At 70.1% G+C, this 13,480-nt stretch carries 13 protein-coding genes; 5 read left to right on the forward strand and 8 right to left on the reverse strand.

Translation table 11 applies throughout. The features are described from left to right. Window positions 1-3: 3 nt before the first annotated feature. Window positions 4-1,536, forward strand: a complete 1,533-nt coding sequence (locus tag AC0N04_RS04870) for a tripartite tricarboxylate transporter permease (protein ID WP_474279241.1) — start codon at window positions 4-6, stop codon at window positions 1,534-1,536. A 31-nt stretch (window positions 1,537-1,567) separates the two neighbouring features. On the opposite strand, the gene AC0N04_RS04875 is transcribed toward AC0N04_RS04870, so the two are convergent. From AC0N04_RS04875 to cyoA, 7 genes are read right to left on the reverse strand one after another with little or no spacing between them, the layout of a single operon-like run. After that, window positions 1,568-2,104, reverse strand: a complete 537-nt coding sequence (locus AC0N04_RS04875) for a response regulator transcription factor (RefSeq protein ID WP_474279243.1) — start codon at window positions 2,102-2,104, stop codon at window positions 1,568-1,570. After that, on the reverse strand, window positions 2,094-3,470 hold the full coding sequence (locus tag AC0N04_RS04880; RefSeq protein WP_474279245.1) for an ATP-binding protein: 1,377 nt from the start codon (window positions 3,468-3,470) through the stop codon (window positions 2,094-2,096). Before AC0N04_RS04880 ends, AC0N04_RS04875 begins: the two co-directional genes overlap by 11 nt. Next, window positions 3,418-4,212, reverse strand: a complete 795-nt coding sequence (locus tag AC0N04_RS04885) for an SURF1 family protein (RefSeq protein WP_474279247.1) — start codon at window positions 4,210-4,212, stop codon at window positions 3,418-3,420. The genes AC0N04_RS04880 and AC0N04_RS04885 overlap by 53 nt, the downstream gene beginning before the upstream one ends. A 2-nt stretch (window positions 4,213-4,214) precedes the next feature. Beyond that, a complete protein-coding gene (cyoD, locus tag AC0N04_RS04890) occupies window positions 4,215-4,613 on the reverse strand; it encodes a cytochrome o ubiquinol oxidase subunit IV (RefSeq protein ID WP_474279248.1) in 399 nt (132 codons plus the stop codon). Beyond that, window positions 4,610-5,236 carry a cytochrome o ubiquinol oxidase subunit III gene (cyoC, locus tag AC0N04_RS04895; protein WP_474279250.1) on the reverse strand — a complete coding sequence of 209 codons (627 nt, stop codon included), beginning with the start codon at window positions 5,234-5,236 and terminating at the stop codon, window positions 4,610-4,612. The genes cyoD and cyoC overlap by 4 nt, the downstream gene beginning before the upstream one ends. A gap of 18 nt (window positions 5,237-5,254) precedes the next feature. Next, window positions 5,255-7,258: a cytochrome o ubiquinol oxidase subunit I gene (gene cyoB / locus AC0N04_RS04900; RefSeq protein WP_474279252.1), complete on the reverse strand. Its 2,004-nt coding sequence runs from the start codon at window positions 7,256-7,258 to the stop codon at window positions 5,255-5,257. A gap of 58 nt (window positions 7,259-7,316) precedes the next feature. Further along, window positions 7,317-8,372, reverse strand: a complete 1,056-nt coding sequence (gene cyoA, locus AC0N04_RS04905; RefSeq protein ID WP_474279254.1) for a ubiquinol oxidase subunit II — start codon at window positions 8,370-8,372, stop codon at window positions 7,317-7,319. Window positions 8,373-8,486: 114 nt separating this feature from the next. Between cyoA and AC0N04_RS04910 the strand changes: the two genes are divergently transcribed. After that, a complete protein-coding gene (locus tag AC0N04_RS04910; protein WP_474279256.1) occupies window positions 8,487-9,821 on the forward strand; it encodes an MFS transporter in 1,335 nt (444 codons plus the stop codon). 213 nt (window positions 9,822-10,034) lie between these two features. Next, window positions 10,035-10,337: a high-potential iron-sulfur protein gene (locus tag AC0N04_RS04915; protein WP_474279258.1), complete on the forward strand. Its 303-nt coding sequence runs from the start codon at window positions 10,035-10,037 to the stop codon at window positions 10,335-10,337. Between the two features lie 77 nt (window positions 10,338-10,414). Here AC0N04_RS04915 and AC0N04_RS04920 read toward each other — a convergent pair whose 3' ends face one another. Continuing rightward, a complete protein-coding gene (locus tag AC0N04_RS04920; RefSeq protein WP_474279260.1) occupies window positions 10,415-11,080 on the reverse strand; it encodes a cupin domain-containing protein in 666 nt (221 codons plus the stop codon). A gap of 176 nt (window positions 11,081-11,256) precedes the next feature. On the opposite strand from AC0N04_RS04920, the gene AC0N04_RS04925 reads away from it, so the two are divergent. Together AC0N04_RS04925 and AC0N04_RS04930 are read left to right on the forward strand one after the other, a co-directional pair. Beyond that, on the forward strand, window positions 11,257-12,261 hold the full coding sequence (locus AC0N04_RS04925; protein ID WP_474279262.1) for an LLM class flavin-dependent oxidoreductase: 1,005 nt from the start codon (window positions 11,257-11,259) through the stop codon (window positions 12,259-12,261). Between the two features lie 28 nt (window positions 12,262-12,289). After that, a complete protein-coding gene (locus AC0N04_RS04930; protein WP_474279263.1) occupies window positions 12,290-13,480 on the forward strand; it encodes an MFS transporter in 1,191 nt (396 codons plus the stop codon).

Consider the following 13,480-nt stretch of genomic DNA (forward strand, 5'->3'; position numbering starts at 1 on the left):
GCCATGCACCAGACCCTGATCGACCTGGCCTACGGCTTCGGCGTCGCGCTGGAACCGAGCAACCTGATGTGGTCGGTGTTCGGCGTGCTGGTGGGCAACCTGATCGGCGTGCTGCCGGGCATGGGCGCGATGTCCACGATCTCGATGCTGCTGCCGCTGACCTACGTGATCGCGCCGGTGCCGGCGATCCTGATGCTGGCGGGCATCTTCTACGGCTCGCAGTACGGCGGGGCGATCGGCGCGATCCTGCTCAACCTGCCCAGCCACCCGCCGCACGCGGTGACCTGCATCGACGGCTACCCGATGACCCAGCAAGGGCGCGGCGGGGCGGCGCTGGGCATCACGATGATGGCCTCGTTCTTCGCCGCGTCGGTGGGCATCGTGGTGATGATCTTCCTCTCGCCGCTGCTGGTGCTGATGGCTTTCAAGTTCGGTCCGGCCGACATCTGCGCGGTGATGCTGCTGGGCCTGCTGGCCGGCGCGACGATGTCGCGCGGCTCGCCGCTCAAGGGCGTGGCGATGACCTTGATCGGGCTGATCTGCGGCACGGTGGGCACCGACGTCACCAGCGGCACGATCCGCTTCGCGTTCGACATTCCCGAGATCTCGGACGGCATCGAGCTGGTCGCGCTGAGCATGGGCCTGTTCGGCATCGCCGATTTCCTGGTCCACGTGAACCGCCGGGTCACGCGGGTGTCCGACGCCAAGGTGCGCATGCGCGACATGCGGCCGACGCGCGAGGAACTGCGCCGCGCCTTCGTGCCGATGCTGCGCGGCACGCTGGTGGGCACGCTGTTTGGCGCGATGCCGGGCACCGGGCCGACGATCACCACCTTCATCGCCTACGCGCTGGAGCGCAAGGTCTCGAAGACGCCCGAGCGCTTCGGCCACGGCGCGATCGAGGGCGTGGCCGCGCCCGAGGCCGCCTCGCACTCCAAGACCCAGGTCGACTTCATCCCGACGATGTCGCTGGGCATTCCGGGCGACGCGATCATGTCGCTGATCCTCGGGGCGCTGATCCTCAAGGGCATCCAGCCCGGGCCGCAGCTGATCGGCGAGCATCCCGACATCTTCTGGGGGCTGATCGCCAGCTTCTGGATCGGCAACGTGCTGCTGGTGCTGCTCAACGTGCCGCTGATCGGCGTCTGGGTCAAGCTGCTGCAGGTGCCGTACCGGCTGCTGTTCCCGTCGGCGGTGTTCTTCATCTGCGTCGGCGTCTACAGCGCGCACAACGCCTTGTTCGATGTCGGCATGGTGGCGCTGTTCGGCGTCGCCGGCGCGATCTTCCTGTCGCTCGATTTCCCGATCTCGCCGATCGTGCTGGGCTACGTGCTGGGGCCGATGCTGGAAGAGAACTTCCGCCGCGCGCTGCTGCTTTCGCGCGGCGACCTGGCGGTGTTCGTCCAGCGCCCGATCAGCACCGGCTTCGTCGCCGCCTGCGCGCTGCTGATCGCCTTCCAGCTCGTGGCCTGGCTGCGCCGGCGCCGCGTGGCGGGGCCGCTGACCGGTGTGGCCGGACCGAGCCCGCAGGAGTGATTCGGCGGCTCGCGCCGTGCCGCGCGGGCGCTCACCGCACCCGCTGCTTTTCCAGCTTGCGGGCCAGTGTGCGGCGGTGCATGCCCAGCCGGCGCGCCGTTTCGGAAATGTTGAAGCCGGTGGCGGCCAGCGTTTCGTGGATGTGCTCCCACTCCACGGTCTTGATCGAGGTGGTGCGCTCGCTCAGCTCGACCTCGGCGTCGCCTTCGGCGCGCGAGAACGCGGCCTCGATGTCGTCGGTGTTAGCCGGCTTGGCGAGGTAGTGGCGGGCGCCGAGCTTGATCGCCTCGACCGCGGTGGCGATGCTGGCGTAGCCGGTCAGCACCACGATGACCAGCGACTCGTCGTGCGCGCGCAGTGCCTGGATGCAGGCCAGGCCCGAGCCGCCGCCGGCCAGCTTCAGGTCGACCACGGCGTAGGCCGGCCGGTGCGCGGCCAGCAGCGCCTGCACCTGCGCCAGGCCGGCGGCGCGCAGGACCTGGTAGCCGCGGCGCTCGAACGAGCGGCCCAGCGTGCGCGCGAAGGCTTCGTCGTCCTCGACGATCAGCAGGGTCTTGTCAGCGGTCATGGACGGCGGGGTCGCGGGGCGTGAGGGACGACAGCGGCAGGCTGATCAGCACTTCGGCGCCGCCCTGCTCGCGTTGGCGGGCCACGATGTTGCCTCCCAGCGAGCGCGCGACGTTGACCGCCAGGAACAAGCCCAGCCCGCCGCCCTGGCGCGACTTGGTCGACTGGTACGGCTTGCCGAAGCGCGCCAGGATGTCCGGGTGGAAGCCCGGCCCGCGGTCCTGCACGCTGATCCGGAGCTGGGCGTCGTCGCAGCGCGCCGTCAGTGTCGGCAGCTGATCCGGCGCGGCCTCCAGCGCGTTGTCGAGCACGTTGCCTATCATCTGCCGCAGCGCGGTGTCCGAGATGATGCGCAGCGCCGGCAGGTGCTCGCGCCGATAGGGCAGCGCGACCACCGAGCGGGTGCGGCACCACTGCGCCACCAGGTCATCCAGGAAAGCGGCGAGCGAGGTCTGCGTCGGCGCGTCGCCGCGGGCATCGCCGGCCGAACGCAGGATGCCGGTGACGATGGACTTGCAGCGCCCGAGCTGGGCCTGCATCTCCTGGATCTCGGCCTGCAGTTCGGGCTCGCGCGCGAAGGCCGGCATGCGGGCCCAGTCGCCCAGGATCACCGCCATCGTGGCCAGCGGCGTGCCGAGTTCATGGGCCGCGCCCGAGGCCAGCAGGCCCATGCGGACGATGTGCTCCTCCTCGACCGCGCGCTGGCGCAGGTCGGCCAGGCTGGCGTCGCGCTGGCGCAGATTGCGGCTGATGCGGCCGATGAAGACCACCAGCAGCGCGGCGTTCAACGCGAAGCAGACCAGCAGGCCGCCGACGTAGTGCGCCGACAGCTCCAGGCGGGTCGAGTCGGGCAGGTACAGCGGCAGGTGCCAGCGGGTGAGCGCGTCGAAGCACAGGCCCGACAGCGCGACGATGGCCCAGCTGAACGCCGGGCGCAGCAGCACCGCCGCCACGGCGATCTGCAGCAGGTAGAGGTAGATGAACGGGTTGGTGATGCCGCCCGAGAAATAAAGCTGACCGCTCAGCACCAGCACGTCGACCACCAGGCCGCCGAACAACTCCCAGGTGCCGGCGCCGGGCGCGAAGCGGCGCCGCAGTTCGCAGAAGCCGTTGAACAGCACCAGCGCGCCCAGCAGGCCGAACATCGGGCCCAGCGGCAGGCGGGCGCTCAACAGGAACTCGACCGCGACGACCGTCACCAGCTGGCCGGCCACGGCCAGCCAGCGCAACTGGATCAGCAGCAAGAGGTTCTTGCGGCCGGCCAGTCGTTCGGGAGGCTGGCCGGCATCAGCCGGCGCAAGCGCTTCGGGGGATTCAATCTCGGGCAAGGGCACGGCCTGCTGCGGCGCGGCGCAGTCGTCGCTCATCGAAGAGCAGAAATGCGAGGGCGCCGACCGTCATCGCCGCCAACGCGAACCAAGTCAGAGCGTACACGAGGTGCTCGTTGCGGAAGCGCACCACGGTCAGGCCGGCGCGAGGCCAGCCGCGGGCGGCCACGCCGGGCTCGCCGGCATCGATGAAATACGGCGCGACCGGCCCGGGCCGGGCCGCGCCGCCCAGGCCACGGGCCGCCGCGATGGCCGCCACATCGCGCGAATACCAGCGCGAGGCGGCGGGGTCGTTGGGCTGCAGCAGGCTGCCGCGCGGCTCGCTCAGGCGCAGCAGGCCGCTCACCGCCTGCGGCCCGGCCGCGGCGGTGTCGCAGGTCGCCGGCTCCTGCCATCCGGCGGGAACGAAGCCGCGGTTGACCAGCACCCAGCCGCCGTGGTCGTCGCGCAGCAGCGGGGTCAGCAGCCAATCGCCCGGGCCCAGTTCGGTGCTGGCGCGCACCCGGGTGTCCAGCGTGCAATCGAAGCGGCCGCCGACGCGCACGCGCCGGTACTCGTCGCGCTCGGCCGCCAGCGACGGCCAGGCCGCCGGCCCGGGGGCCGCCACCGGGGCGGCGGCCAGACGGCGGTCGACCCGGGCGATCAGCGCCTCCTTCCAGGCCAGGCGGTGGACCTGCCAGACCCCCAGCGCGACGAAGCCCGCCAGCACCCCGGCGCCCACGGCCAGCAGCAGGGCCAGGGCGCCGGCGCTGCGCGGACCGGGAGCGGCGGCGTCGGCCACGGTCAGGGCATGTCGCGCATCGCGGTGCCGGGCATCATGTTGGTGTTCAGGTGGTACATGACCCAGGTCGAGCCCGCCAGCATGATCAGCACCAGGCCGGCGGTGAAGATCAGCGCCAGCAGCGACCAGCCGCCCTGCACCTTGGCGTTCATGTGCAGGAAGTACACCATGTGGACCACCATCTGGACCGCCGCGAACACCACGATCGCCAGCGCGGTGGCGTGCTCCGACGGCAGCAGCTTGCCCATCACCAGCCAGAACGGCAGCGCGGTCAGCACCACCGACAGCAGGAAGCCGATCGCGTAGCCCTTGACGGTGGCGTGGTAGGCCTCGTCGTCGCCATGCCCGGCCTGGTGATCGCCGTCGTGTTGTGCGCCGTGTTGTGCGCCATGCTCGCTCATCGCAGCACTCCCATCAGGTAGACGAAGGTGAACACGCCGATCCAGACCACGTCCAGGAAGTGCCAGAACATCGACAGGCACATCAGGCGGCGCTTGTTCTCGGCGGTCAGGCCCCACTTGCGCACCTGCACCATCAGCGTGACCAGCCAGACGATGCCGAAGCTGACGTGCAGGCCGTGCGTGCCCACCAGCGTGAAGAACGACGACAGGAACGCGCTGCGCTGCGGGCCGGCGCCGTCGTGGATCAGGTGCGCGAATTCCTTCAGCTCCAGGCTGACGAAGCCCAGGCCGAACAGCGCGGTGACGACCAGCCAGGCCAGCAGGCTGGACTTGCGGCCGTGCTGCATCGCGATCATCGCCATGCCGTAGGTGATCGACGAGACCAGCAGCAGGCCGGTGTTGACCGCCACCACCGGCAGCTCGAACAGGTCGGCGCCCGACGGACCGGCGGCATAGCTGCGGCCGAGCACGGCGTAGACCGCGAACAGCACCGCGAAGATGAGGCAGTCGCTCATCAGGTAGAGCCAGAAGCCGAGCAGCGTGCCCGACGGCGGGTGGTGGCTGCCGTCGTCGTAGAAGCGCGGCGCGGCGCCGGCGGCGGAGAGGGTGGGTTGGCTGAGCATGAGGATGCCTTGCGTGGGTCAGGCCTGGGCCGCCAGGGCCAGGCTGCGGGCCTGTTCCGTCCGGGCCACGTCGGCCGCGGGGATGTGATGGTCCCGCTTGAGATTGAAGGTGTGCGCGATCACCGCGACCAGGGTCGCGGCGAACGAGGCGCCGACGATCAGCCACATGTGCCAGATCAGCCCGAAGCCGCACAGCGTGGCGAGCATCGCGATGACGAAGCCGGCGCCGGTGTTGCTGGGCATGTGGATGGGCTTGAAGCCGTCGACGGGGCGCTGGTGGCCGCGCTGCTTCATGTCGTGCCAGGCATCCTGTTCGTGCACGATGGGCGTGAAGGCGAAGTTGTAGTCCGGCGGCGGCGAGGCGGTCGACCACTCCAGCGTGCGGCCGCCCCACGGATCGCCGCTGTGATCGCGCAAGGCCTCTCGGCGGCGGTAACTGACCACCAGCTGGATCAGGAAGGACGCGATGCCCAGCGCGATCAGCACCGCGCCGACCGCCGCGCACTGGAACCAGATCTGCAGCGAGGGGTCGTCGAAGTGGCTCAGGCGCCGCGTCACGCCCATCAGGCCCAGCACGTACAGCGGCATGAAGGCCAGGTAGAAGCCGACCAGCCAGAACCAGAACGAGCACTTGCCCCAGAACGGGTCGAGCTTGTAGCCGAAGGCCTTGGGGAACCAGTAGTTGATCGCGGCGAACGAGCCGAACAGCACGCCGCCGATGATCACGTTGTGGAAGTGGGCGATCAGGAACAGGCTGTTGTGCAGCACGAAGTCGGCCGGCGGCACCGCGAGCAGCACGCCGGTCATGCCACCGATCACGAAGGTGACCATGAAGCCCAGGGTCCACAGCATCGGCACCTCGAACCGGATGCGGCCGCGGTACATCGTGAACAGCCAGTTGAACATCTTGGCCCCGGTCGGGATCGAGATGATCATCGTCGTGATGCCGAAGAACGAGTTGACGCTGGCGCCCGAGCCCATCGTGAAGAAGTGATGCAGCCAGACCAGGTAGGACAGGATGGTGATCACCACCGTCGCGTAGACCATCGAGGCGTAGCCGAACAGCTTCTTGCCGCTGAAGGTGGACACCACTTCCGAGTACACGCCGAACAGCGGCAGGATCAGGATGTAGACCTCGGGGTGGCCCCAGATCCAGATCAGGTTCACGTACAGCATGGCGTTGCCGCCGAGGTCGTTGGTGAAGAAGGCGGTGCCCAGGTAGCGGTCCAGCGACAGCAGCACCAGGATGGCCGTCAGCACCGGGAAGGCGGCGACGATCAGCACGTTGGTGCACAGCGCCGTCCAGGTGAACACCGGCATCTTCATCAGCGTCATGCCCGGCGCGCGCATCTTGACGATGGTGGCGATCAGGTTGATGCCCGACAGCGTGGTGCCCACGCCGGCGATCTGCAGCGACCAGAGGTAGTAGTCCACCCCCACGTCCGGGCTCTGCAGCAGGCCCGACAGCGGCGGATAGGCGAGCCAGCCGGTGCGCGCGAACTCGCCGACGAACAGCGACAGCATCACCAGCACCGCGCCGCCCACCGTCATCCAGAAGCTGAAGTTGTTCAGGAACGGAAACGCCACGTCGCGTGCGCCGATCTGCAGCGGCACGACGTAGTTCATCAGCCCGGTGACCATCGGCATCGCGACGAAGAAGATCATGATCACGCCGTGCGCCGTGAAGATCTGGTCGTAGTGGTGGGGCGGCAGGAAACCGTGGTTGGCGCCGAACGACACGGCCTGCTGCGCGCGCATCAGCAGCGCATCGGCGAAACCGCGCAGCAGCATCACGATCGCCAGCACGATGTACATGATGCCGATCTTCTTGTGGTCGATGCTGGTGATCCAGTTGCGCCACAGGCTGCCCCAGAGACCGTGGTAGGTCACTGCCGCCAACACCGACGCGCCGGTCAGCGCGGCGAACAGGAAGGTCACCACCAGGATCGGCTCGTGGTACGGAATCGCGTCCAGGCTCAGGCGGCCGAAGAGGAGCTGGCTCAGGGTGAGATGGTCAAACATCGGGGGATCTCGGAAAGTCGCGCGCGGACAGGGACACGGCCAGGGCCGTGCGTCGGCTTCAGGGTCGGGAGAGGACGGTGGCGGGCAGCACCGTGGCGCTGCGCAGCTTGTCGGCGCTGCAGGCGGACGCCACGTAGGTGCGCCGCCCGGCGCCCCAGTGCTGCTGCGCCAGGCCGGCGATGCCGCCCTTGCCCAGCCCGCCGCCGGCGTCGATGGCCATCATCTGGCTGATGCACATCTTGCCGCTCTCGACACAGCGGTTGAGGATCGCGTCGTACAAGCCCGGGTCGATGCTGGCGTAGCGGCGCACCGGCTCGGCGATGCTGGGCCGGTCCAGCGCCAGGTAGGTCGCGCGGTCCAGCGCCTGCCCTTGCGACTTGTTGGCGGCGACCCAGCGGTCGAAATCCGCGCCGCTCAGGCCCAGGAAGCCGAAGTGCATCTGCGAGAAACCCGCGCCGCTGTAGTTGGCGGAGAAGCCCTCGTAGCGGCCGGCCTGGTTGATCACCGCGTGCAGCTGGGTCTGCATGCCCGGCATCGCATAGACCTGCCCGGCCAGCGCCGGGATGTAGAACGAGTTCATCACGGTGGACGCGGTGATGCGGAACTCGATCGGCCGGTCCACCGGCGCGGCCAGCTCGTTGACCGTCGCGATGCCTTGCTCGGGGTAGACGAACAGCCACTTCCAGTCCATCGCCACCACGTCCACCACCAGCGGCTTGACCTCCGGCGGCACGGCACGCTGCGCGTCGATCTGGTCCAGCGGGCGGTACGGGTCGAGGCGGTGGGTGCCGATCCAGGTCAGCGCGCCCAGCGCGATGATGATCAGCAGCGGCGCGCCCCAGATCACCAGTTCCAGCCGGGTCGAGTGGTCCCACTCGGGCTCGTACACGGCCGCGGTGTTGGCCTGCCGGTAGCGCCAGGCGAAGATCAGGGTCAGCGCGATCACCGGGACGATGATCAGCAGCATCAGCACCGTCGACTGGACGACCAGGTGGGCCTGCTGGGCGGCGACGAAGCCCGACGGGTGCATCACCACGGTGTTGCAGCCGGCCAGCGGCAGCAGGGCGGCGAGCCCGGCCAGGCGCGTTTTACTGTGGATACGAAGAGAAGACATCAGGGACACCGAGCGCTCGGGAAAACGACAGTTGCGTGCGGGGCCGGAATGTATCCTGATTGATGCAGATCAACGATTGGACATTTTGTCCTAGCTCACGGCGTCGAACCCATCATGTCCAGCTCTGCCACCGCGCTCCTCCCTCCCCTGCAGCCCGGCCGGAACAGCCCGGCCCCGTCGCGTCACGCGGCCGATAGCGTCGCCCCCGGCGACATCGCGGTCGGCGTGATCATCGGGCGCGCCTCCGAGTACTTCGACTTCTTCGTCTACGGCATCGCCTCGGTGCTGGTGTTCCCGTCGGTGTTCTTTCCGTTCCTCGACGCGCTGCACGGCACGCTGATGGCGTTCGCGCTGTTCGCCGCCGCCTTCGTCGTCCGACCGCTCGGCACGCTGGCGGGGATGGCGGTGCAGCGCCGCTTCGGCCGCGGCGCGAAGCTGACCGTCGCGCTGTTCCTGCTGGGCAGCTCGACGGCCGGCATGGCCTTGCTGCCCGGCTACCGCAGCATGGGGGCGCTGGCGATCGGCCTGCTGGCGCTGTGCCGCATCGGCCAGGGCCTGGCGCTGGGCGGCTCCTGGGACGGCCTGCCGTCGCTGCTGGCGCTCAATGCGCCCGAGCACCGCCGCGGCTGGTACGCGATGCTGGGGCAACTCGGCGCGCCGCTGGGCTTCGTCGTCGCCTGCGGCCTGTTCGCCTACCTGTGGGGCAGCCTGCCGGCGGCCGATTTCCTCAGCTGGGGCTGGCGCTACCCGTTCTTCGCCGCCTTCGCCATCAACGTGGTGGCGCTGTTCGCCCGCCTGCGTCTGGTGGTGACGCACGAATACGAGCGCGAGCTGCAGGCGCACGAGCTGGAACCCTGCGACGTCGGCGAGCTGCTGGGCCAGCAGGGCCACAACGTCTTCCTCGGCGCCTTCGCCGCCTTGGCCAGCTACGCGCTGTTCCACATCGTCACGGTGTTCCCGCTGTCGTGGATCACGTTGTACTCGCGCCACGAGGTGGGCAGCTTCCTGCAGGTGGAGCTGGCGGGCGCGGTGCTGGCCGCCGCGGCGATGCCGCTGTCGGGCTGGGTCGCCGATCGCATCGGCCGCCGCAGCACACTCGGCGCGCTGGCCGTGCTGATCGGCCTGTTCAGCCTGTGCGTGCCCTGGCTGCTCGACGGCAGCGCCACCCGCCAGGACGCGTTCATCCTGATCGGCTTCGCCTTGCTCGGGCTGTCCTATGGCCAGGCGGCCGGCGCGGTCACCTCGAACTTCCTGCCGCACTTTCGCTACACCGGCGCCGCGCTGACCGCCGATGTGTCCTGGCTGATCGGCGCCGGCTTTGCCCCGCTGGTGGCGCTGGGGCTGTCGGCGCGCTTCGGCCTCGCCGCGGTGAGCCTGTACCTGCTGTCGGCCGTGGCCTGCACGCTGCTGGCCCTGCGGGCAAACCGCTTCCTGCAGCAGCGGGATTGAGGCCCGGGCCGATGTTGCTGGATCGTGTATGACGCGGTTTGGCCACACCGCCCCGCAGTAAATTGATCTGGATCCAGCTTGGCGCCGAGGGACTTTGCTAAGGTCCGTCGGTCTGGGGGTTGACGGGCCCGCTCGCTTCCCCTTGCCATCGCCGCTCGGCACCTCGCCGGGCCGACGCCCCTACCCCTTGTTTCGCCCTTGATGGAGAACCCCATGCAGATCCCCCGTCGTGTCTTCCTGATGACCCTCGCCGCTTCCGGTGCGGCGGTCAGTACGCTGTCGCAGGCGCAGTCGCTGGTCACCGAGAAGGACGCCCAGGCCATCGCGCTGGGCTACGTGCCTGACGCCACCAAGGCCAACGCCAAGAAGTACCCGATGTACGCCGCCGGCCAGAAGTGCGGCGTCTGCGCGCTGTACCAGGGCAAGCCGGGTGCCAAGTCGGGCGCCTGCCCGCTGTTCGCCGGCAAGGAAGTGGTGCCCACCGGCTGGTGCAGCGCCTTCGCGAAGAAGGCCTGAGCGAGTCCTTGGCGGGCGGCGCCGGGCGGCCCGCCTGCCTGATCGCGCCGCCCGGCGCGGTGCGCGTGCCGGGGGCGCTAGAACGCCGCGCCGAGGTGCCCCACCTTCACATAGATCAGGGCGCCCTCGGGCCCGGTGAACGGCGTGTGCCGGCTCCAGCGCGGGCTGCGCAGCCAGGTTCCTTGCGGATAGCGGCCGGCCTCGTCGCAAAACACCCCGTCCAGCACCAGGATCTCCTCGCCGCCCGGATGGGCATGGGCGTTGAAGCGGGTGTCGGGCGCCCAGCGCACCAGCGCAGTGTCGATGCCGTCGTGCGAGTGCAGCGGCAGCACCGTCAGGCCGGGAACCAGCCCTTGGCGCCAGACCCCGCGATGGGTGTCGATCCGCACCCGTTCGCTATCGTACGGCGAGAACTGCCGCAGCTTGACGAACAGCAGGCAGCCCGGCTGCGAGAACGGCGCATGGTGGCTGCCGGGCGGATTGCGCAGGTAGGTGCCGGCCGGGTGGTCGCCGGTCTCGTCCGAGAAGACGCCCTCCAGCACCAGGATTTCCTCGCCCCCGTCGTGGCCGTGGTGCTCGAAGCGTGCTCCGGGCGCATAGCGCACCACGCTGGTGGCGCGCGCCAGTTCACCGCCGACGCGGTCGAGCAGGCGGCGCTCGACACCCGGCATCGGCGACGCCGCCCAGGGCAGCTCGGGCGTAAGCAGCACGATGCGCGCTGAGAAGTCGTCGTTCAGGGTCATCAAAAGCAGGTCATCGAAAGAGGGCAGCCCACCGCTGCGGCAGGCCTGTGGGTCGCTGCATTCTGGCGTGCCGGCGGAGGCCCTGTCGCCGCAGGGCCGTTCGCACCGCCGGCCGGGGTCACCCGGCCGGTGATGGCATGATGGCCGCGCCGCGCAGGCGCGGTCGCGCTCGTACGATGAAAACCCTTCCCGATATCGCCTTGTCCATGCTCGACCTGGTCGCCGTGCGCGAAGGCGGCAGCGTGGCCGACGCGCTGGCGATCGCGCTGCGCACCGCGCAGCACGCCGAGGCCCTGGGCTTCACCCGCTACTGGCTGGCCGAACACCACAACATGGCGGGCATCGCCAGCTCGGCCACGGCCGTGCTGGTGGGCCACATCGCCGGCGGCACGCAACGCATCCGGGTCGGCTCGGGCGGCATCATGCTGCCCAACCATGCGCCACTGGTGGTGGCCGAGGCCTTCGGCACGCTGGCGGAGCTGTATCCCGGCCGCATCGACCTGGGCCTGGGCCGCGCCCCGGGCACCGACCGCGAGACGATGCGCGCCCTGCGCCGCGACCGGGCCGAGACCGAGGCCGACTTCCCGCGCGACGTCGCCGAGCTGCAGCGCCTGCTGGGCCCGCCGCAGCCCGGCCAGCGCCTGATCGCGATGCCCGGCGCCGACACCCGGGTGCCGCTGTGGCTGCTGGGCTCCAGCCTGTTCTCGGCGCAGCTGGCGGCCGAACGCGGGCTGCCTTACGCCTTCGCCTCGCACTTCGCGCCGCGCCTGCTGTTGCCGGCGCTGGACCTGTACCGCCAGCGCTTCCAGCCCTCGCCGACGCTGGCCCGTCCGTACGTGGTGATCGGCGTGCCGGCGATCGGCGCGCCGACCGACGAGGAAGCGCAATTCCTCGCCAGCAGCACCTACCAGCGGGTGCTGGGCATCCTGCACGGCGACCGCCAACGGCTGCAGCCGCCGGTGGCCGACTACCTGGCGCGCCTGCATCCGCAGGAGCAGGCCGCGATCGGCGATTTCCTCGGCGCCGCGGTGATCGGTGGCCCGCAGACCCTGCGCCAGGGCCTGGAAGCCTTGCGCCAGGCCACCGCGGCCGACGAGTTCATGCTGGTCTGCGACGTGTTCGACCCGGCCCTGCGCCTGCGCTCGCTGGACCTGGTGGCCGCCGCCATGGGCCAGGCCTGAGCGCGGACCGACGACGACCCGGCGCCTCATGAACGCTTTCGTCACGCGCACCGTGCGCGGCCTGCCGGCCGGCATCTGGGTGCTGGGCTTCGTCAGCCTGCTGATGGACACCTCGTCCGAGCTGATCCACAGCCTGCTGCCGATGTTCCTGGTCACCGGCCTGGGCGCCAGCGTCGAGGCGGTGGGCGTGATCGAAGGCCTGGCGGAATCCACCGCGCTGATCGTCAAGGTGTTCTCGGGCGCGCTGAGCGACTACCTGGGCCGCCGCAAGGGCCTGGCCGTACTGGGCTATGGCCTGGCGGCGGTGACCAAGCCCTTGTTCGCGCTGGCGCCCGGCGTCGGCACGGTGGTGGCAGCGCGCTTGCTGGACCGTGTCGGCAAAGGCATTCGCGGCGCGCCGCGCGACGCGCTGGTGGCCGACATCGCACCGGTGGAGCGGCGCGGCGAGGCCTTCGGGCTGCGTCAGTCGCTGGACACGGTGGGCGCGTTCCTGGGCCCGCTCACCGCCACGGCGCTGATGCTGCTATGGGCCGACAACTTCCGCGCCGTGTTCTGGGCCGCCTGCCTGCCGGCCGCGCTGTGCGTCGCGCTGCTGGTATGGGGCGTGCACGAGCCGGACCGTCCCGGCGTGCCGGTGCGGCTCAACCCGGTGCGGCGCGAGGCGCTGGCCCAGCTCGGCCGCGGCTACTGGTGGATCGTCGGCGTCGGCGCGGTGTTCACGCTGGCGCGCTTCAGCGAGGCCTTTCTGGTGCTGCGGGCGCAGCAACTGGGCACGCCGATCGCGCTGGTGCCGCTGGTGATGGTGGCGATGAACATCGTCTACGCCGCCAGCGCCTACCCCTTCGGCAAGCTGTCGGACCGGATGAGCCATCGCCGCCTGCTGGCCCTGGGCATGGCGGTGCTGGCCGTCTCCGACATGGTGCTGGGCCTGGCCCGCAGCGAAGGGCTGATGCTGGTGGGCATGGCGCTGTGGGGCGTGCACATGGGCATGACCCAGGGCCTGCTGGCGACGATGGTGGCCGACGTCGCGCCCAAGGACTTGCGCGGCACCGCCTTCGGCCTGTTCAACCTGATGAGCGGCGTGGCGCTGCTGGCCTCCAGCGCGCTGGCCGGGCTGCTGTGGGAGCGCTACGGCGCCGCGGCGACCTTCCATGCCGGCGCGGCGTTCTGCCTGCTGACGCTCGCGCTGCTGGTCGTCAACCCGCGACGCCGGCGCTGA

It is taken from the genome of Ideonella sp. sgz306126 (assembly GCF_056032705.1).

Excerpts from the sequence above, each read along its gene's own strand:
- AC0N04_RS04870 (WP_474279241.1), top strand. The coding sequence starts at position 4 with ATGCACCAGACCCTGATCGACCTGGCCTACGGCTTCGGCGTCGCGCTG.
- AC0N04_RS04875 (WP_474279243.1), bottom strand. The coding sequence starts at position 2,104 with ATGACCGCTGACAAGACCCTGCTGATCGTCGAGGACGACGAAGCCTTC.
- AC0N04_RS04880 (WP_474279245.1), bottom strand. The coding sequence starts at position 3,470 with ATGAGCGACGACTGCGCCGCGCCGCAGCAGGCCGTGCCCTTGCCCGAG.
- cyoD (WP_474279248.1), bottom strand. The coding sequence starts at position 4,613 with ATGAGCGAGCATGGCGCACAACACGGCGCACAACACGACGGCGATCAC.
- cyoC (WP_474279250.1), bottom strand. The coding sequence starts at position 5,236 with ATGCTCAGCCAACCCACCCTCTCCGCCGCCGGCGCCGCGCCGCGCTTC.
- cyoB (WP_474279252.1), bottom strand. The coding sequence starts at position 7,258 with ATGTTTGACCATCTCACCCTGAGCCAGCTCCTCTTCGGCCGCCTGAGC.
- cyoA (WP_474279254.1), bottom strand. The coding sequence starts at position 8,372 with ATGTCTTCTCTTCGTATCCACAGTAAAACGCGCCTGGCCGGGCTCGCC.
- AC0N04_RS04910 (WP_474279256.1), top strand. The coding sequence starts at position 8,487 with ATGTCCAGCTCTGCCACCGCGCTCCTCCCTCCCCTGCAGCCCGGCCGG.
- AC0N04_RS04915 (WP_474279258.1), top strand. The coding sequence starts at position 10,035 with ATGCAGATCCCCCGTCGTGTCTTCCTGATGACCCTCGCCGCTTCCGGT.
- AC0N04_RS04920 (WP_474279260.1), bottom strand. The coding sequence starts at position 11,080 with ATGACCCTGAACGACGACTTCTCAGCGCGCATCGTGCTGCTTACGCCC.
- AC0N04_RS04925 (WP_474279262.1), top strand. The coding sequence starts at position 11,257 with ATGAAAACCCTTCCCGATATCGCCTTGTCCATGCTCGACCTGGTCGCC.
- AC0N04_RS04930 (WP_474279263.1), top strand. The coding sequence starts at position 12,290 with ATGAACGCTTTCGTCACGCGCACCGTGCGCGGCCTGCCGGCCGGCATC.